This window comes from Burkholderia cepacia, from assembly GCF_001718835.1.
In the GTDB taxonomy this organism is placed as follows: Bacteria; Pseudomonadota; Gammaproteobacteria; order Burkholderiales; family Burkholderiaceae; genus Burkholderia; species Burkholderia cepacia_F.
The window spans coordinates 3,123,354-3,141,593 of sequence record NZ_CP013444.1 but is presented as its reverse complement, the minus strand read 5'-3'; the positions used below and the strand labels follow the sequence as shown (position 1 = coordinate 3,141,593).

Below are 18,240 nucleotides of genomic sequence, written 5' to 3'. Positions count from 1 at the left end.
GGTGACGTTCCGGCCCCGTGCCACGATGCGCGCTCTTACAACGACACGCGACGGAGGACACCCACATGCGACGCTCGAACTGGTTGACCGGCCTTGCCGCGCTCGGCGCGGCCCTGATGTTCGCGGCGCCCGGCGCGCACGCCGACCCGCAAACGCTGAAGATCGGCACGATGAGCGGCCCCGACGCGCAGATCTGGACCGAGGTGACGAAGGTCGCCGCGCGCGAGGGCCTCGCGATCAAGGTCATCGAATTCAACGACTACGTGCAGCCGAACGCGGCGCTCGATGCCGGCGACCTGGACGCGAACGGCTTCCAGCACCAGCCGTTCCTCGACAGCCAGATCAAGCAGCGCGGCTACAAGATCGTCAACGTCGGGCTCACGTACACGGCGCCGATGGGTTTCTATTCGAAGAAGATCAAGTCGCTGAAGGATTTGCCGGCGGGCGCGAAGGTCGGGATCCAGAACGATCCGTCGAACGGCAACCGCGCGTTGCTGCTGCTGCAGAAATACGGCGTGATCAAGCTGAAGCCGGGCGTCGGCGCCAACGGCGTGAACGCGACGCCGCTCGACGTTGCCGAGAACCCGAAGAAGATCAAGATCGTCGAACTCGACTCCGCGCAGTTGCCGCGCGCGCTGCCCGATCTCGACGCCGCGTCGATCAACACCGACTACGCGGTAAAGGCCGGGCTCACGCCGGTGAAGGACGCGATCGCGATCGAGGACCTGCGCGGGCCGTACGCGAACCTGATCGCCGTGCGTGCGCAGGACAAGGACAAGCCGTGGGTGAAGAAGCTCGTCGCGGCCTATGAATCGGACGACGTGCGCAAGTTCATCGACCAGAAGTTCGGCGGCGCGATCGTGCCGGCGTTCTGACGCAAACGGCCGGCGCACGTAACGTGGCCGCCCTGTGAAAACGACATCGCCCGCGCAAGCGGGCGATTTCGTTTGAAGCAGACCGTCCGGGTGATCAGGCCGACAGCAGCGAACCCGTGCGGATCGCGGTCGCGCCGGCGATGCGCGCGACTTCCATGCCGGCCGTCGCGAAGCGCACGATCTGGCGCGCGTACAGCACGCCCGACACGCTGCTCTTCAGCGTGACGACGCGATCGGTCAGCGGATCGACGATGTCGGCCACGGCCTGGCCGGCCTCGATCATCACGCCGACCGGCGTGCGGAACACGATCACGCCCGACACGGGCGCGACGAGCGGGTCGGTGCCCGCGAGCGGCGTGGCCGGATGCGCGAGCGGCGGCAGCGGCGCCGGCGTGCCTTCGACGACACCGCGTTCGGTCAGGTATTCGACGATCGCCTGCGCGTCCTTTTCGGCGAACTCGTACGACACGTCGCGTTCGCTGCGCAGTTCGACCGTGACGGAAATCGCGCCGTTCGGGATCGGGAAGCGGTCGCCGAAACGGCTGCGCAGATCCGACCAGCAGAAGCTGTGGATTTCGTCGAACGGGTTGCCGACCGAATTCAGCGCGAGCAGCGACGCCTTTGCATCGAGATAGCGCGCCAGCGGCTCGACATCCGCCCACAGATCGGGATTCGTGTAGAGGTGCATCACCGCATCGCTGTCGCAGTGAAGGTCGAGCACGATATCGGCGTCGAACGACAGCTTCTGCAGCGCGAGGCGCTGCGAGTCGAGTTCGGTGCGCGGCTTCTGTTCGTCGAGCGCTTCGCGCATCGCGGCGCGCACGGCCGCGACGTTGCGCGCCCCGTCCTTCGTCAGGCGTGCTTCGACGCGCGGCAGCACGAGCGCCGCGAGATCGTAGAAATTGCGGTTGAAGTTCTGCATCGAGCCGAGCTCGAAGCGGCCGAGGTGATCGCCGAACACGTGCTGTGACAGGCCGATGGGGTTCGGCACGGGCACGATGACGACTTCGCCGCGCAGCTTGCCGGCCGTTTCGAGTGCGGCGATCTTGCGGCGCAGCAGCGTGGCGACCAGCATGCCGGGCAGTTCGTCCGCGTGCAGCGACGACTGGATGTAGACCTTCTTGCCGCCGCGCGGGCCGTAGTGAAAGCTCGTGATCTGGCGTTCGGTACCGACGGCGGGGGAAATCAGCGGATGGGTCTGCGTTTGCATGATGGGGGAGTGCGGCGCAGCCGCGAATGATCCGGTGTGCGTGGAAGGTCGATTGTACGTTGCCTTACGCGAACCCATCAAACCGCTTCCGCCGCGCTGGTTTTTCCGTTGAGAATCATCCGTTTAATGCGAAAAAAAACGTGCATCCCGCCATCGGCGCCGGCATGTTTCGCACGATTCGTTGCGCGCGCGCATAAAAAAACGGGCTCCTCGCGGAGCCCGTCTGCATGCGCGCAAATCGCGCGCTGCTTACTTGCCGTAGACGTCGAAATCGAAGTACTTCTTCGCGATCTTCGCGTACGTGCCGTCCTTGCGCATGCCGGCGATCGCGCCGTCGATCTTCGCCTTCAGGTCGGTGTCTTCCTTGCGCAGGCCGATACCGGCGCCTTCGCCGAGCGTCTTCGGATCGTCGAGATCCTTGCCGGCGAAGTCGAAGTTCGCGCCGCGCGGGGTCTTCAGGAAGCCGATTTCAGCCTGCACCGCGTCCTGCAGCGCGCCGTCCAGACGGCCGGAGATCAGGTCGGCGTAGACCTGGTCCTGGTTCTGGTAAGGCACGACCGTCGCGCCGGCCGGCGCCCAGTAGGTCTTCGCGTACGTTTCCTGGATCGTGCCCTGCTCGACGCCGATGCGGTGGCCCTTCACCGACTTCACGTCCGGCAGCAGCGACGAACCCTTCTTCGTGACGAGGCGCGTCGGCGTGTTGAACAGCTTCGCCGAGAAGGCGATCTGTTCCTGACGCGCCGGCGTCATCGACATCGACGACAGCACGCCGTCGAACTTGCGGGCCTTCAGCGCCGGAATCATCCCGTCGAAGTCGTTTTCGATCCACACGCACTTCGCGTTCATGCGGCGGCAGATTTCGTTGCCGAGGTCGACGTCGAACCCGACCACCTTGCCGTCAGCGCCTTTCGATTCGAAAGGCGGGTAGCTTGCGTCGACGCCGAACCGCACGGTCGTCCAGTCCTTCGCATACGCGCTGCCGGCCGAAACGGCGAGCAGGGCGACGGTCACAGCCGCAAGAATCTTTTTCACTCGGTGACTCCTCGTTTTGTTCGATGGGTGCGCGGTTGTGCCGCGCCGTAAGCCTTCGGCCTGCCGCGGCTTCGCGTCAGGCTGTCCGTTTCGCCCACCCGATGCGGGCGCGCGACGTGCGCAAAGATTATCAAGACAAAATACCGGCAGGGCGCCTAGGACAAGCCCCGATATCGGGCCCGGCGGCGGCGCGTTGCGTGCGCTGCCGTTTCAGACACAGGAACGATTCAGCCGAGCGTTTCGTTGACCGCACGCTGCAGGCACGTGACGAATTGCGTGACGGCGGGCGTGGGCAGCAGGTCGCGCCGCGCGATGATCGACAGGTCGAAGCGCGGCATGCGCTCGTCGAGTTCGGCCGTGCGGATGCCGAGCGGCGCGACCGTCGCGGCGAGCGGGCGCGTGAAGCAGCCGATCACGTCCGAGCGCGCGACGAGCCCGAGCGTCACCGCGAACGACATCGGCGAGCGCAGCAGGCGCTTCGGCAGCGGCAGCCCGTGCGCCTCGAACATCCCGACCATCACGCTGTGCGGAAACTGCTCGGCGCCGACGGTGACGATCCACTCGGCGTCGAGCAATTCCTCTAACCGGCGCGCGTGCGCGAGCGGGTGGCCTTCGCGCATCACGACCGTGAATTCGGTCGACAACAGCGGCAACTGCGTGAAATCGCGATCGAGCGCGGGCACGTGGTGCATCGCAGCGATGTCGAGCGTGCCGTTGCGCAACTGCGCGAGCGCGTCGGGCACCGTCACTTCCTCGAGATGCAGGCTCACGTCCGGCATCGACCGGCGGAATGCCGTCACCGCGCGCGGCAGCGCCGTCAGCGCGATCGACGGCATCGTGCCGACCGCGACGCGCCCCGACATCTCGCCCTTCACCTGTTCGACGGCCTCGACCGTGCGGCGGATGTCGCCGAGCAGCTGCTCGGCGCGCGGCAGCAGCGCATGGCCGCACGCGGTCAGCTCGACGCCGCGCACGCTGCGCGCGAGCAGCTCCGCGTTGAGCGCCGTCTCGAGCTCGCGGATCGTATGCGTGATCGCGGGCTGCGTGACGCCGAGTTCGCGCGCCGCGGCGCGCAGGCTCTTGTGATGTGCGGCGGAGACGAACGCCTGGAGCTGCGCGATGTTCAGGGGATTGCGGATGCGGGTCATGGGGCGGGTCCGGGTGCATGGGGTGATGCCGGCGAATTCGCTTAGCGGTTCTTATTTGCATCGCGAGGCCGGGTTTGCAAAGCGGGACGGATTTGCGACGCAAACCGGATCTTTATCCGACAAAATCCGGCGCCGTTCGGGCAAGATAGCGACCGGAAGGCCGCACGCGACATGAATTCGGCCAATTCAAAAAAATATCCGGGAAAAACCATTTGATGCGTGACTGGCTCGATCGTGTTTCGGGGAAGGTGACGTCGGGGCTGCCGGCGGTCTGGCCGCTGATGGCCGTGGTCGCGCTGCTCGCGGCGCTCGGCTGCACGCCGGCCGCCGAGACGCTGTTGTCGCCGCTCGACCGCCTGTATTGGCATCTCGTCGCGACCGGCATGAATCATGGCACGCGCGACAAGGTCGCGGTGATCGTGGTCGACAGGAAGACGATCGCGGAACTGGGCGGCGGCGTCAGCTACGCGCGCGCGTCCTATGCGCAGGTGCTGGACCGCCTCGGCGGCGCGTCGAGCGTCGTGCTGGACATGACGATGATCAGCGCCGCGCAGGGCGACGCCGCGCTCGCGGCCGCGATCGCCCGGCATGGGCGCGTCGTGCTGCCCGCGCACGTGTCGCCCGAAGCGGCGCGCGCCGACACCGTGATGCCGCCCGCGCCGCCCTTGCTGCGCGCGGCGGCGGCCATCGGCCAGCGCAGCGTCGTGCTCGGCAGCGACCATCTGGTGCAGGGCATCGTGCCGTACGTCGCGGTCGGCGGCGCGGGCGAGGAGATTCCGCACGTCGCGCTGCAGGCGATCCGCGTCGCCGGCGCGTCGCTGCCGAGCGGCGACGTGCGCGGCTACGCGCAGGATCATGTGTCGAGGCTCGGCCATGTCGCAGCCGGCACGCTTTCGCTGTTCCTGCCGACGCGCTTCGACCTCGACCGCTATTCGTACGTCGACGTGCTGAAAGGGCGCGTTCCCGCATCCGCGTGGCGCGGCCGCATCGTCTACGTCGGCGACGGGACGTCGGATCTGTCGGGCGTCTTCGACCTGTCGTCGTCGTACGAGGACCGGCTGCGGCGCGTCGAGGTCGACGCGCTCGTGACCGCGGCGCTGCTCGACGGGCGCATCCTGCAGCGCCCGCCCGCGGCGATGCAGGTGGCCGTCAACGTCGCCGTCGCGACGGGCATGCTGCTGATCTGCCTGTTCGTGCCGGGGTGGCGCATGGTCGCGTTCGCGCTCGCGTGGCTGGCGGCGTTCGTCGGCGTCGAACTGGCGCTGCTCGCGTATGCGTCGTACTGGACGCCGGTCGGGCCGCCGCTCGCCGTATGCGTGCTCGTTTTCGCGATATGCGGCTGGCGGCGCGCGGGCAGTTTGCGCGGATTCCTGATGAAGGAATACGGAATGCTGCGCGGGCTCATCGGCCAGCACGCGCTCGCCGGCTTCGAGCGCGCGCCGGACGCGGGCGGCCCGATGCCGGCCGGGGATGACGTCGCGGTGGCGATGCAGCGCATCCGCGAATGGCAGACCGCCTATGTCTCGATGATCGAGACGCTGCCGTATCCGATCTTCGTCGAGCAGAACGGCAAGCTGATGATGTGCAACGAGCGCGGCAGGGCGATGCTGGAATCGGTCGATGTCGACGGCGACGCCGCCGCCCGGCAGGTGCTGGCCATCGCATACGACGAGATCCTCGCCGCGAAGGCGAGCGGGAAGATTCGCTCGGCGGAGCTGACGCTGAACGCGCGCACGCAGATGATGATGGTGACGCCGTTCGGCGACGGGCACGGCGCCACGGCGAGCATGGTGTGTCTCGTTGACATCCACAACATCAAGGCGGCGGTCGAAAGCGACCGGCTGACCCTGCGCCACATGGCGCACGACCTGCGCAATCCGCTGTCGACGGTGCTGTCGCTGCTCGAGCAGCGCGGCCACGCGGACGGCGCGGCCGATCCGGATTTCCTCGCGGACCTGCACAAGCTCGTCGACTACAGCCTGCGCGTCGCGCAGGATTTCACGCAGCTCTCGCGCGCCGAGCATCTCGACACCGGCGCATACGTGGCGGTGTCGGTGAACGACCTGGCGACGGAGGCGGTCGATCAGGTCTGGCACGGCGCGAACGCGAAGCGCATCCGGGTCGAGGGCCCGCATTACGACGGCGACGACGTGTTCGTGCTCGGCAATCGCGACATGCTGATGCGCGCGTTGACCAACCTGCTCGACAACGCGATCAAGTATTCGGACGAGGGCACCGCCGTCGACGTATGGATCGACGCCGACGACCGGCAGGTCGCGGTGAGCGTGCAGGACCAGGGCATCGGGATTCCCGCCGCGGCGATGCCGCGCCTGTTCGAGCCGTTCTTCCAGGTCGACGGAACGTATCGCGACGCGAGCCGCGGCGTCGGGCTCGGGCTGCCGTTCGTGAAGGCGGTGAGCGAGCGTCACGGCGGCTCGATCGACGTGACGTCGACGCCGGGGCAGGGCAGCCGCTTCACCGTGCGGCTGCCGAGAACCGCCGCGCAGACGCTCGACGAAGCGTGACGGACGCGTAAACGAAAAGGCCCTCGCGCGAGGCGAGGGCCTGGCCGGCATCAGCGGATGCCGGACGCGTGAGACGCGGGTTTCATGCCGGCCGCGGCGCGGCCGGACGTCGGCTTATTCCTTGTGCACCTCCCATGCCTGGTCCCATGCGGTGCCCTTGCCCGGCTCGTAGGCCCACGCAGCCATCGAACACCAGTTGGTGTACGGGAACGGCTTGCAGCGGTACAGCTTGCCGTTGTTCGACACGATGTCGCCGGCGTTGTACTTCGTGCCTTCCTTGTACTGCGGGTGGTCGCCGCCGCCGTTGCCGCCTTCGCCGCCGTTGCCACCGCCGCCGTTGCCGCCGCCTTCGCCGCCGCCGTTGCCGCCGTCATCGCCATAGAGCGTCCATGCGTCGCTCCATGCGAAGCCCTTGCCGGGCTCGTACGCGCTCGGCGCGCCGGAGCACCATCCGCTGTACGGGAACGGCTTGCACTGGTAAAGCTTGCCAAGGTTCGACACGATATCGCCGGCGTTGTACTGCGTGCCGGCCTTGTACGCCGGGTACTTGCCGCCTTCGCCGCCGCCGTTGCCGCCGCCCGCATCCTTCGCCTTCACGAGGACCGTATGCGTCGCGCTGGACGACAGCTTGCCGTCGCTGGCCTTGACCGCGAACGTGAACGACTGGTCCTTCGCCAGTTCGGGCGCGGTGAAGCTCAGCGTCGCGCCGGCCGGCTTCGCGTCGATGCCGGCCGGCACCGTCCACTGGAACGTCAGCTTGTCGCCGTCCGGGTCCGTCGACTTCTCGGCCGACAGCACCACGCCCTGGCCGGCCGACGCGCTTGCCGGGCCGGTGACGCGCGCGACCGGCGGACGGTTTTCCGCCGGCGGCGGCTCGACCGCGCCGTCCGCCTTCGCGGTCACGACGACCTGCGCGGCGTCGTTCAGGCCCGCCGGATCGGTCACGGTCACGCGGAACGTGTACTTCGTGTCCTGCTTCACGCCCGGGACGTCGACGGTTGCCTTCGCGCTCGCCGGATTGGCGATCTTCAGCGGGTCGCCGCCGACCTGCTCCCACTTGAACGTGAGCTTGTCGCCGTCGGGGTCGCGCGATTTCGACGCGTCGAGCGTGACCGTCTGCGGCCCGGTGACCGTCATGTCGGCGCCGGCGTTCGCGACCGGCGCATGGTTCTCCGCGCCGCCGCCGCCGTTGTCGTCGTGGCCGAGACCCTTGTGCATCGCGTTCAGGATGTCGCCGTTGTCCGCGTCGATTTCCCACGAGAACAGGCCGCCGAGCTGATGCTTGCGCACGTAGTCGCCCTTCGCGACGACGGAGCGCGGATCGTCGAACGTGAGCAGGTCGCCCGTGCTCTTGTTGAACACGTACGGCGCTTCCGCGGTCTGGTCGTAGTGGTACTCGTAGCCGTTGATGCCGGCGTTGTTCGGGCCGATCATCTCCGCCTTGAGCTTCTTGTAGTCGAGGATGCCCGGCTCCCATTGACCCTTGTGCGGCCCCTTCGCGGTGCCCGTGAACGGGTTGCCGTCCGCGTAGCCCGACACGCCGGTCCAGCCGCGGCCATAGGCGGCCGCGCCGACCACGAGCTTCTTCGGATCGACGCCTTGGGCGAGCAGCGCGTTGATCGAGTTGTCGGTCGTGTACTTTGTGTCCGGCGCCCACTTCGGCGCGTAGACCGCCGCCTGATGACCCAGATCCGTCAGACTGAACGCACCGTAGAAGTCGTACGTCATGTCGAAGATGTAGTCCATGTACTTCGTGGCGTCCTTGTAGTTCACCACGTCGATCTTGTCCTTGCCCGCGCCGATCGCCGACGTCAGCTGATAGGTCTTGCCGGTTTCCTTCGACAGGCCGTCGAGCATCTGGCGCAGCTCCTTCATCAGCGTGACGTACAGCTGGCCGTCCTTCTGCGGATCGCCGAGGTTCGGGTTCACGCCCTTGCCGCCCGGGAATTCCCAGTCGATGTCCACGCCGTCGAAGAATTTCCACGTGCGCAGCAGTTGCCCGACCGAATCGACGAACACCTTGCGCTTGCCCGCGTCGTGCATGAAGAAGAACGGGTCGGACAGCGTCCAGCCGCCGATCGACGGCAGGATCTTGAGGTCGGGATTGCGCTTCTTCGCGGCCATCATCTGGCCGAGCACGCCCTTGAGCTTCGAGTTCGCGCCCTGTCCAGGCAGCTGCTTGGACATCTCGCCGTAGATGTCGTGAATCGTCACGCTGAAGTCGGGCAGGCCCGCGCAGCTCTGCTGCAGCGTGTTGAACGAACCCGGCAGGTCCTTCGCGAGCGACGCGTTCACGTCCTTGCCGCCGCAGATCGGAACGAAGCCGTACAGCATGTGCGTGAGGTTCTCAACCGGCACGTTGTCCACGCTGAAGTTGCGCTCGTAGATCGACCACGTCGCGAAGTACGTGCCGACCACCGAGCCCGACTTGTTCGCATAGGGCTTGTGGTTCTTGTCCGCGTTGTTCGGCAGGTTGTCGGCGAGCTCGGGGATCGTGTCGAACACCATCACGTCCAGCGGCGCGCTGTCGGACGACGCGCCTTTCTCGTCGATCACGCGCACCTGCATCTTCTTCGAGCCCGGCGTTTTCACGTTGGCGACGACCTTGCCGCTTTGCGTGCCGCCCGGGGTCATGCTGATCTCGGACGTCGGATCGACGACGCCGTCGACCACCGCGACGGCCTTCACCGCGGTGCCGTTGCTCCAGATGTCGAACGGCAGCGGCACGTCGACCTTCTTGTTCAGCTTGACGACGTCCTTGTACGTCGGGGCGCCGCCGTTGGCCTTCTGCAGATCGATCTCGACGAAGCCGTGCGGCTGCGACGTGATTTCGTACTGCTTCAGGCTCGGCTTGCCGGGCGCGGCGAATGCGGCGTTCGCGAAGCACAGCGCGCTGGCGGCGGCGAGGGTCGCAAAGGCGAGATGCTCACGACGCAAAGAGCGGCCATGCGCCGCGATGCCGGGAATGCGTTTGTTCGATTTCAATTTGATTGCCATCCATCCTTGTGTTTGAAGAGGGGTGCCGGAAAAGCTCGCACATTCTTTTTCAGCCGCGGATCGACGACAACGAATCTGAAGACAATCTCAAGACCCGCGCGCGGCGCCCGCCGTTTCGCGGCGGGCGAGCGGGTTTCTTTGAGAGATCGTTTAGGAAGATTCGCCAATGCGTCGCGCATCGCGATACTGCGATCCGCGTCTCGTCGGCAGCGCCGTGCGGCGCGCGATTCGCGGCGAAACGCTCGCGATCCGTCAGCTGAACGAATTTCCGATCAACCCTCAATCAAACTCAACCAGATGAGAACCAGAACAGCGAAAAAGACCCTCTTCACCCTGTCGCCGCTCGTCGCGTGCGCATCGATGTTCTTCGCCCAGCATGCGTTTGCGCACGGCTACCTCGCCGATCCGCCGTCGCGCAACCTGCTGTGCAGCTCGAAGCAAGGCGCGGCCCAGAACTTCAACTGCGGCTCGGTCACGTGGGAGCCGCAAAGCATCGAAGGCAAGCAAGGCTTCCCGCAGGCCGGCGCGCCGGACGGCCAGATCGCGAGCGGCGGCGTCACGCAGTTCAGCGAGCTCAACGAGCAGACCGTCGATCGCTGGAAGATCAACGACATCAAGCCGGGCGCGCAGAAATTCAAGTGGACGTTCACCGCGCCGCACGTGACGAAGGAATTCAAGTACTACCTGACGAAGCAGGGCTGGAACCCGAACCAGGCGCTCACCCGCGACCAGTTCGACCTGACGCCGTTCTGCACGATCGACGGCGGCATGAAGAAAGCTGACGAAATCGGCCCGCATAGCTGCACGATCCCGTCGGATCGCACCGGCCATCACGTGATGCTGACCACGTGGCACGTCGGCGACACGGCCGGCATGTTCTACAACGTCGCCGACCTGAACATCAAGTCGGACGGCGGCCCGACCGATCCGGGCAAGCCGAGCTGGTCGTCGGTCGGCAGCATCGCGCCGACGATGGACCTGAAGGCCGGCGACAAGGTCACGAACCGCGTGTTCAAGTCGGGCGGCGAAGTGCCGTCGATGAAGTCGACCGTGACGATCGCGACGGCCGAGCAGGGCGAACGCAACATGTGGCCGATGCTGCTCGCGAAGGAAATCAACCGCGTGCAGTCGGCGAACCTGCTGGCGGGCATCGAGCGCGACGGCCGCATCGAGCCGTCGCTCGGCAAGAACGACGTGTACGCGAAGAGCGGCAGCGGCATCGTGCGCACCGAAACGACGATCGAGCAGAAGCCCGAGGGCGGCATCGACGAAGGCTTCAGCATCACCAGCAACCCGGAGTTCAAGATCCAGAACGGCAAGGCGACCGCGAAGTTCTTCCTGAAGTTCAACCACTCGAAGGACACCAGCGTCACCGTGAAGGTGTATGACGCGGCGAATTCGCTCGTCGGCTCGAAGTCGATGACGATGCGGATGCAGGGCGACGTGAACGTCGACATCGCGAACGCGAAGGCGGGCTCGCACACGGCCGTGGCGACGTCGCAGATCGACGGCGGCACGCTGAAGCAGGAAACCGCGACGTTCAAGCTCGTCGGCGAATCCGGCGGCGGCGAAGGCGCGCAGTGCCAGGCGGCGTGGAAGCAGGGCACGGCCTATACGGGCGGCGCGAAGGTGCAGCACAACGGCCGCACCTACGAGGCGCGCTGGTGGACCCAGAACGAAGTGCCGGGCACGCCGGCGACGACGGGCGCCGACCACACCGGCAAGGTGTGGAAGGACCTGGGCGCATGTAGCAAGTAACGACGCGAGGAGGACGTCACGCGAGCCGCACGCCGCAAGGCGTGCGGCTCGATCGTTTACGGCGCGTGCGTGACGTGCGTCTCGACGCGCGTTGAGACTTCGTTTATGAAAATTGCGACGCTCTCCTCACATTCGGAAAATGACGTCATCGATCGGCGCTTTCCCGCAGTCGAACACGTAATCCGAAAGCGCCCCATTCACCCGCCGTCTGCGACACGACGGCCCCCGGCAGCGAAGCACGCCGGGATCTCTACCGAGGGCATACAACGTGAAACCGAACTATCCGACATGGACCAAGCGGCGCGGCCAGAAGGGCTTCACCCTGCTGGAGCTGCTGGTCGTGCTGCTGATCATCGCGCTGCTGGCCGGCTACGTCGGGCCGAAGCTGTTCTCGCAGGTCGACAAGGCAAAGGTCAGGTCGACCGAAGCGCAAATGAAGACGCTCGGCGACGCCGTCACGCAATTCCGGCTCGACACCGGCCGCTATCCGAGCGCCGACGAGGGGCTCGACGCGCTCGTCAAGCAGCCGCAGAACGCAGACGGCTGGAACGGGCCGTATCTCGCGAAGGCGGTGCCGAAGGACGGCTGGGGCCGCGCATATCAATGGAACGTGCCGGGCCGCGACAGCGAGGCGGAGATCGTGTCGCTCGGCAAGGACGGACGGGTTGGCGGGAGCGGCAACGATGCGGACCTCGTCTACGGTATGTAAGGGCCTGCGTCGCTGGCTCGCCGCGGCGGCGCTGTTCGCCGCCGGCGTGTCCGGCGCCGCAGCCCAGGATTGCTTCACGAAGGCGGGGGAGCGGCACGGCATCGATCCGCTGCTGCTCGCCGCGATCGCGAAGGTGGAGTCGGCGATGAATCCCCGCGCGATGAACCACAACCGCAACGGCACCTACGACATCGGGCTGATGCAGATCAACAGCTCGCATCTGCCGCGCCTCATCAAGGTCGGTGTCACGCACAAGCGCCTGATCGACGAACCCTGCACGTCGATCGACACCGGTGCATCGATTCTCGCCGGATTCATCGACCGGCATGGCTACACGTGGAATGCGGTCGGCGCGTACAACGCCGGCTCCTCGCCGAAACGCGAGCCGGCGCGCAAGGCCTACGCGACCAAGGTCTGGCGCGAGTACCGACAGCTGACGACCGATCGCGACGCCAGCATCGCCATGCTCGACGCATGGCGGAGGTGACGATGGAGACCTTTCGCATACGCATGCTGGCCGACGGCCGGATCGTGCAGCAGACGGTGGAAGGCGCGAGCGCGGCGGAAGTGCGCGCCCGGTTCGCCGTGCAAGGCATCGCCGTGCTGGAGATTCGCCGCGACGCGCGCCTCGGGCGCCGCGGCCGCGCGCCGAAATTCGCGCTCGCGCTGTTCCTGCAGGAGCTGTCGACGCTGCTCGACGCGGGCCTCGTGCTGATCGAGGCGCTCGAGGCGCTGCGCGACAAGGCGGACGCGGGCAAGGCGGCGAAGCACGTGATCGACCGGATTCTCGCGGTGATGGTCGAAGGGCAGCCGCTGTCGAAGGCGCTCGCGCAGCAGCCGGACGTCTTTCCGCCGCTGCTCGTCGCGACGGTCGAATCGTCGGAAGGCAGCGGCCAGCTGCCCGTCGCGCTGAAGCGCTATCAGCAATACGAAGTGCGAATCGAACAGATTCGCAAGCGGGTCATGGGCGCATTGATCTACCCGGCCGTCGTGATCGGCGTGGGCGTCGCGATCCTGCTGTTCATGGCGTTCTTCGTGATTCCGCGCTTCGCGGTGGTGTTCGAGTCGCTGACCACGCTGCCGGCGACCGCGCAGGCGATGCTCTGGTGGGCGACGCTGCTGCGCGAGAACGGGATGGCGGTCGGCGCGGCGGTCGCGGCGTCGTTCGCCGGCGCGGCGCTGGCGGTGCGCTCGACGGCCGTCAGGCGGGCGGCGCAGCGGCTGATGTGGCGCGCGCCGAAAGTGCGCGACGTCTGCGCGCTGTTCGCGCTCACGCGGTTCTATCGGACGGTCGGCCTGCTGATCGCGGGCGGCACGCCGGTGATCGCGGCGCTGGAGCTGTCCGGCAAGACGCTGCCCGAGCATTTCCGGGCGCGGCTCGGCGCCGCGCTGACCGAGCTGCGCGCCGGGCGTCCGGTCGCGTCCGTGCTCGCCGCGCATGCGCTCACGACGTCGGTCGCCGAGCGGCTGCTGCGCGTCGGCGAGCAAAGCGGCGACCTCGGCGGGATGTGCGAGCACATCGCCCAGTTTCACGACGGCGCGCTCGACCGCTCGATCGAAATGCTCAGCAAGGTGTTCGAGCCGGTGCTGATGCTCGCGGTGGGCGCGACGGTCGGCGCGGTGGTCCTGCTGCTCTACATGCCGATCTTCGAATTGGCCGGCAGCATCGGATAGCGATCCGAAGGCGTTCGCGATTCCGCAACTAGGGCCTGTTCACGCTAATAACGGGCTTGCGCTGGCCGCCAGAAGGGCCGAGCGCAAGGAATGGGACGCAGCGAATACCGGGCGTATTCGCAAGGAGCATGACGCGGCGATCGGCCCTTCTGGCGGCCAGCCCCGAGAATGAATTTTTAAGATCAGGGGAACGTGCCTTGCCGGCCGCATTGCGGCGTCGCGCGTCGCTTGTTTGGCTCGGCCAAACGGCGCTCCGTGCTCCTTGCACTGCGACCGGCAAGGCACGTTCGCAAGCCCGTTATTAGCGTGAACAGGCCCTAACAGGAGAGTCAACCTTGAAAACAGAAAACATCGCTCAACACTGGCTGTCGGAATCGGGCGCGTCGGGCATCGGCCTCGCGCAATACGTCGACGGCCTGATGCGCGCCGATGCGACGCCGCTGGCCGACGTGGCCGCCTGCCTCGGCATCGGCGCGCTCGACGCGGACGCGCTGCGCGGCGCGCCGACGCGCTTCGACCTGCTGCCGCTGCCCGAGGCGCTGACCTGGCGCGTGCTGCCAGTCGAGATCGGCGGCGCGCCGTGCATCGTGCTGGCCGATCCGTTCGCGCGGGCCGTGCGCGACGAGCTGCTCGCGCGCTTCGGCGCGCGGCCGGTCGAACTGGCGATGAGCGCGCCGGGCGAAGTCGAGCGGCTGCTCGGCGACATCGAGTCGAACGAGCGCCTGATGGACGACGTGACGATCGATGCGCAGGGCGATTCGCTCGCGCAGGCGATCGAATCGATTTCGCTCGCGAGCATCGCGAAGGACGAGAGCCCGATCATCCGGCTCGTCAATACGACGCTGTACGACGCGTTGCAGAGCCGCGCCAGCGACATTCACCTCGAAGCCGTGCCGGACGGCCTGTCGATCCGCTACCGGATCGACGGCGTGCTGCAGTCGATCCGTCATATTCCGGGCCTCGAGGCGGCCGCGCAGACGATGTCGCGGCTCAAGGTGCTGGCGACGCTCGACATCGCGGAAAAGCGCGTGCCGCAGGACGGCCGCTTCAAGGTCGTGATGCAGGGCCGCGAGGTCGATTTCCGGGTGTCGATCATTCCCGGCACCTATGGCGAGAACGCGGTGATGCGCGTGCTCGACAAGTCGCAGCGCGGCGAGAGCGTGAGCCTCGACGTGCTCGGCTTCGACGCGCATACCGCGCGGCGCGTGCGCGCGCTCGCGCATCGGCCTTACGGGCTGATGCTCGTGACGGGGCCGACCGGCAGCGGCAAGTCGACGACGCTGTATGCGGTGCTGTCGGAGGTGAACACCGGCGACGACAAGATCATCACGATCGAGGACCCGGTCGAATACGAGCTGAGCGGCGTGCTGCAGATTCCGGTCAACGAGCGCAAGGGGCTCACCTTCGCGCGCGGCCTGCGCGCGATCCTGCGTCACGATCCGGACACGGTGATGGTCGGCGAGATCCGCGACGAGGAGACCGCGTCGATCGCGGTGCAATCGGCGCTCACCGGCCACCGCGTGCTGTCGACCGTGCACGCGAACGACGGGTTCAGCGTGATCGACCGCTTCATCTACATGGGCGTCGAGCCGTCGACGTTTCTCGAGGCGCTGAACGGCGTCGTGTCGCAGCGCCTCGTGCGGCGGATCTGCCCGCACTGCGGCGGCGCGGACGGCGCGGATCTCGCCGACGCGCCGGCGGACGAGCTCAAGCGCGTCGTGACGCCCGGCACGGGCTGCGACACGTGCCGCGGCACCGGGTATCACGGCCGGATCGGGCTTGCCGAAGTGCTGACGCTCGATGCGGCGATGAAGGCCGCGCTGCTCGAGCGCTCGATCGAGAAGCGCGCGCAGGCGCTCGCGGCCAATGCCGACCACCGGTCGATGCGCGATGCGGGGCTCGCGGCGATTCGCGCGCGGCTGACCACGTTCCAGGAGGTGCAGCGTGCGATCGCCGTGGAATGACGTCATCGTCGTGCTCGACGCCGACGCGCTGCGCATGTGGAAGTGCGCGGGCTGGCGCGTGCGGCGCGCGGGCGAACCGCACGTCGTCGTCGAGCACGACGGCCGGCCCGGCGATGCGCTCGCGCACGTGCTCGGCGATCTGCCGAAAGCGCGCGTGCCGATGCTGAACCGCGTGCACGTCGTCGCCGGGCATCCGTGGACGCACGGCGTCGTGCTGCCCTGGCAGGACGGGCTGGTGTCGGACGCCGCGTGGGACGCGTATGCGCGCGCGCTGTTCACCGCCCGCGCCCAGCGCGGCGCGTCGCGGATTCGCATCGAGGACGGGCGGCACGGCCGCGCGCGGCTCGCGGTGGCCGCTTGCGACGCATTGCTTGCGACGCTAGCCAACGTGAGCCGCGCAGCCGGCTGGCGGCTCGTGGGCTTTCGCGATGCGCTGTCGGCGTCCCTGTGCGCGCACGCGGATCGCCTGACCGGCGACGACTTCCGCTACGCGCTGCTGGAGCCGCGCGTCGTGACGTGCGTGTTCCGCCGGGCGGGCGAATGGGCCGACGTGGTCACGTTGCCGCGTGCGGGCGGCCGCCGGCTCGACGACTGGTTCGCCGCCGCGGCGCTGATGGCCGCGCAGCCGGCGATCGGCGACGCCTATGCGAGTGCGCTCGGCGGCTCGATTGCGGCCGGGGACGCGGACGGCGGCGTCGTGCTGCTCGACGACGATCCCGCCGCGACGGCGAACGGGCAGGAGCACGGCGCATGAAGCGGCTGAACGAACTGGACTTTGCCGCGCCGCGCGCGCGCATCACGCCGTGGGCCGCCGTCGCGCTGTGCTGCGCGCTGCTGACCGGTGCATTCGTCGCGAGCGAGTGGTCGCGCGTCGATCAGCTGCGCGACGACGTCGAACAGGCCGAACGCCGCATCGAGCAGCGCAAGCGCGCGACCGAGCGCGAGCAGCGCAGGCAGAAGACCATGACGCCGGAACAGCGGCGCATCGAGCGCGTGCTCGCCGAGCAGCGGATGAGCGCGAACGGCTCGGGCCTGTCGGTCGTCGACTGGATCGAGCACGCGTGGACGCCGCAGATCGCGCTGAAGTCGCTGACGGTCGACAAGGCCGGCCGCGAGGCGCGCATCGAGGGCGGCGCGGCGGACCTGTCGCACGTGTACATCTTCGTCGATCGCCTGAACGACCGGCATCCGGATCGCAAGATCGGCCTGCTGCAGCACCGGACCAAGGCCGAAGACGGCCGGAACATCTTTCATTTCAGCCTGAGCATCGAACATCCATGACACACCTGAAAGCAATCGACATGGCGTCGCTCGCCGCGCGGCTGCGCTGGGGCGCCTATGCGGCGGCTCGCAGGCTTGGCGTGCCGGGGCTGCTGGCGGGCGGGCTCGTCTGCGGGCTGCTCGGGGCGCATGCGTTGCACCTGCAGCCGGAGGGCGAGCGCCTCGACGCCGAGCGCGCGGCTCGCGCGCAGGAGCTGGCCGCGTTGCCGAAGCCGGGCGCGAAGACGCGCGACGGCGGCATGACCCTGCAGGAAGTCCAGCAATTGCGCAGCAGCGAGCAGGCGTATTCGGTGTTCCAGATCCTGGCGCAGCACGGCATGGAGCGCAAGCACGCGACCTACCGCCGCGAAGTCGAGGCGAAAGGCAAGCTGCGGCGGCTCACGATCGGCATCGCGATGACCGGCACCTATGCCGGGCTGCGCGAAGCGATGCGCGCGATCGCGAACCAGCCGATGGCGCGCATCGAGAGCGTGACGATCGAGCGCGAGCGGATCGACAGCCCGAACGTGAACGTCGAGTTGCGGGTCAGCCTGCTGGGGCCGGACACATGATGCGCGCGCCCATGATCCCGATCGCCGCGGCGCTGGCGTTGGCGGCCGCGGGCTTCGCGGGCGGCAGCGCCGCGCAGGAAGGCGCCGCGCCCCCGGCCGCGGAAGCGCCGCGCATCGTCGACGTCTTTCCCGCGCAGAACTGGGCGTCGCTCGGCGCCGAGGATGCGGGCGCGGCCGAGCCGGCGCCCGTCGCGGCGCCCGAGCCCGAACCCGAGCCGCCGGCGCTCGACGCGCCGATCGATGCGCGCCCGGTCGAGCCGATGCCGTTCGACATCGCCGGCGAATGGCGCGAGAACGGCAAGCGCATCGTCTTGCTGGAAGGCGGCGGCCGGACGTTCCTGCTGTGCGAATCCCGCTGCGGCGTGCGCGACGCGGTGCTGCCGGGCGGCGAGGTCGCCGACGGCTACCGGCTGAAGACGCTGGGCGCGCAAGGCCCGGTGATCGTGTCCCGCGGCAGCACGGATCACGAGCTGATCGTGCCCGCCGCGAATCCCTGAATCCCGAACCGAACATGTG

The 18,240-nt window shown here is 67.8% G+C and carries 15 protein-coding genes; 11 read left to right on the top strand and 4 right to left on the bottom strand.

Annotated features, from left to right (window positions below; genetic code table 11):
• The first annotated feature begins 65 nt into the window (after positions 1-65).
• Positions 66-875 (top strand): MetQ/NlpA family ABC transporter substrate-binding protein, encoded by an 810-nt coding sequence (locus tag WT26_RS33770; RefSeq protein WP_069274977.1) that lies wholly within the window; start codon positions 66-68, stop codon positions 873-875.
• A 94-nt stretch (positions 876-969) separates the two neighbouring features.
• Here the strand turns inward: WT26_RS33770 and WT26_RS33765 are convergent, their stop codons facing one another.
• The 3 genes from WT26_RS33765 to WT26_RS33755 form a co-directional block, all read right to left on the bottom strand.
• Positions 970-2,085: a succinylglutamate desuccinylase/aspartoacylase family protein gene (locus WT26_RS33765; RefSeq protein WP_069274976.1), complete on the bottom strand. Its 1,116-nt coding sequence runs from the start codon at positions 2,083-2,085 to the stop codon at positions 970-972.
• Between the two features lie 249 nt (positions 2,086-2,334).
• On the bottom strand, positions 2,335-3,117 hold the full coding sequence (locus tag WT26_RS33760) for an ABC transporter substrate-binding protein (protein ID WP_069274975.1): 783 nt from the start codon (positions 3,115-3,117) through the stop codon (positions 2,335-2,337).
• A 227-nt stretch (positions 3,118-3,344) separates the two neighbouring features.
• The gene (locus WT26_RS33755) at positions 3,345-4,265 is read right to left on the bottom strand and encodes a LysR substrate-binding domain-containing protein (RefSeq protein ID WP_059523279.1); all 921 of its coding nucleotides are present in this window, start codon (positions 4,263-4,265) and stop codon (positions 3,345-3,347) included.
• A 215-nt stretch (positions 4,266-4,480) separates the two neighbouring features.
• Between WT26_RS33755 and WT26_RS33750 the strand changes: the two genes are divergently transcribed.
• Complete coding sequence (locus WT26_RS33750) at positions 4,481-6,790, top strand: ATP-binding protein (RefSeq protein ID WP_069271725.1); 2,310 nt, start codon at positions 4,481-4,483, stop codon at positions 6,788-6,790.
• A 114-nt stretch (positions 6,791-6,904) separates the two neighbouring features.
• Here WT26_RS33750 and WT26_RS33745 read toward each other — a convergent pair whose 3' ends face one another.
• On the bottom strand, positions 6,905-9,775 hold the full coding sequence (locus WT26_RS33745; RefSeq protein ID WP_269466178.1) for a glycosyl hydrolase family 18 protein: 2,871 nt from the start codon (positions 9,773-9,775) through the stop codon (positions 6,905-6,907).
• 309 nt (positions 9,776-10,084) lie between these two features.
• Between WT26_RS33745 and gbpA the strand changes: the two genes are divergently transcribed.
• From gbpA to WT26_RS33700, 9 genes are all read left to right on the top strand, one after another.
• The gene (gene gbpA / locus WT26_RS33740) at positions 10,085-11,545 is read left to right on the top strand and encodes an N-acetylglucosamine-binding protein GbpA (RefSeq protein ID WP_059876634.1); all 1,461 of its coding nucleotides are present in this window, start codon (positions 10,085-10,087) and stop codon (positions 11,543-11,545) included.
• A gap of 268 nt (positions 11,546-11,813) precedes the next feature.
• Positions 11,814-12,254, top strand: a complete 441-nt coding sequence (gene gspG, locus WT26_RS33735; protein ID WP_010090091.1) for a type II secretion system major pseudopilin GspG — start codon at positions 11,814-11,816, stop codon at positions 12,252-12,254.
• Positions 12,229-12,741 (top strand): transglycosylase SLT domain-containing protein, encoded by a 513-nt coding sequence (locus tag WT26_RS33730; protein WP_059823657.1) that lies wholly within the window; start codon positions 12,229-12,231, stop codon positions 12,739-12,741. The genes gspG and WT26_RS33730 overlap by 26 nt, the downstream gene beginning before the upstream one ends.
• Before the next feature lie 2 nt (positions 12,742-12,743).
• Entirely contained in the window at positions 12,744-13,928 is a 1,185-nt protein-coding gene (locus WT26_RS33725; protein WP_069271929.1) for a type II secretion system F family protein, read from the top strand.
• Between the two features lie 335 nt (positions 13,929-14,263).
• Positions 14,264-15,892, top strand: coding sequence for a GspE/PulE family protein (locus WT26_RS33720; RefSeq protein WP_069271723.1), 1,629 nt, complete (start codon positions 14,264-14,266; stop codon positions 15,890-15,892).
• On the top strand, positions 15,873-16,646 hold the full coding sequence (locus WT26_RS38735) for a hypothetical protein (protein WP_230461681.1): 774 nt from the start codon (positions 15,873-15,875) through the stop codon (positions 16,644-16,646). Before WT26_RS33720 ends, WT26_RS38735 begins: the two co-directional genes overlap by 20 nt.
• Positions 16,643-17,173: a hypothetical protein gene (locus tag WT26_RS33710; protein WP_059533970.1), complete on the top strand. Its 531-nt coding sequence runs from the start codon at positions 16,643-16,645 to the stop codon at positions 17,171-17,173. The genes WT26_RS38735 and WT26_RS33710 overlap by 4 nt, the downstream gene beginning before the upstream one ends.
• Positions 17,170-17,724: a hypothetical protein gene (locus WT26_RS33705; protein WP_059853492.1), complete on the top strand. Its 555-nt coding sequence runs from the start codon at positions 17,170-17,172 to the stop codon at positions 17,722-17,724. Before WT26_RS33710 ends, WT26_RS33705 begins: the two co-directional genes overlap by 4 nt.
• An 11-nt stretch (positions 17,725-17,735) precedes the next feature.
• Positions 17,736-18,221 (top strand): hypothetical protein, encoded by a 486-nt coding sequence (locus tag WT26_RS33700; protein ID WP_230461680.1) that lies wholly within the window; start codon positions 17,736-17,738, stop codon positions 18,219-18,221.
• Positions 18,222-18,240: the final 19 nt, after the last annotated feature.

Excerpts from the sequence above, each read along its gene's own strand:
- WT26_RS33770 (WP_069274977.1), top strand. The coding sequence starts at position 66 with ATGCGACGCTCGAACTGGTTGACCGGCCTTGCCGCGCTCGGCGCGGCC.
- WT26_RS33765 (WP_069274976.1), bottom strand. The coding sequence starts at position 2,085 with ATGCAAACGCAGACCCATCCGCTGATTTCCCCCGCCGTCGGTACCGAA.
- WT26_RS33755 (WP_059523279.1), bottom strand. The coding sequence starts at position 4,265 with ATGACCCGCATCCGCAATCCCCTGAACATCGCGCAGCTCCAGGCGTTC.
- WT26_RS33750 (WP_069271725.1), top strand. The coding sequence starts at position 4,481 with ATGCGTGACTGGCTCGATCGTGTTTCGGGGAAGGTGACGTCGGGGCTG.
- gbpA (WP_059876634.1), top strand. The coding sequence starts at position 10,085 with ATGAGAACCAGAACAGCGAAAAAGACCCTCTTCACCCTGTCGCCGCTC.
- WT26_RS33730 (WP_059823657.1), top strand. The coding sequence starts at position 12,229 with ATGCGGACCTCGTCTACGGTATGTAAGGGCCTGCGTCGCTGGCTCGCC.
- WT26_RS33725 (WP_069271929.1), top strand. The coding sequence starts at position 12,744 with ATGGAGACCTTTCGCATACGCATGCTGGCCGACGGCCGGATCGTGCAG.
- WT26_RS33710 (WP_059533970.1), top strand. The coding sequence starts at position 16,643 with ATGAAGCGGCTGAACGAACTGGACTTTGCCGCGCCGCGCGCGCGCATC.
- WT26_RS33705 (WP_059853492.1), top strand. The coding sequence starts at position 17,170 with ATGACACACCTGAAAGCAATCGACATGGCGTCGCTCGCCGCGCGGCTG.
- WT26_RS33700 (WP_230461680.1), top strand. The coding sequence starts at position 17,736 with ATGATCCCGATCGCCGCGGCGCTGGCGTTGGCGGCCGCGGGCTTCGCG.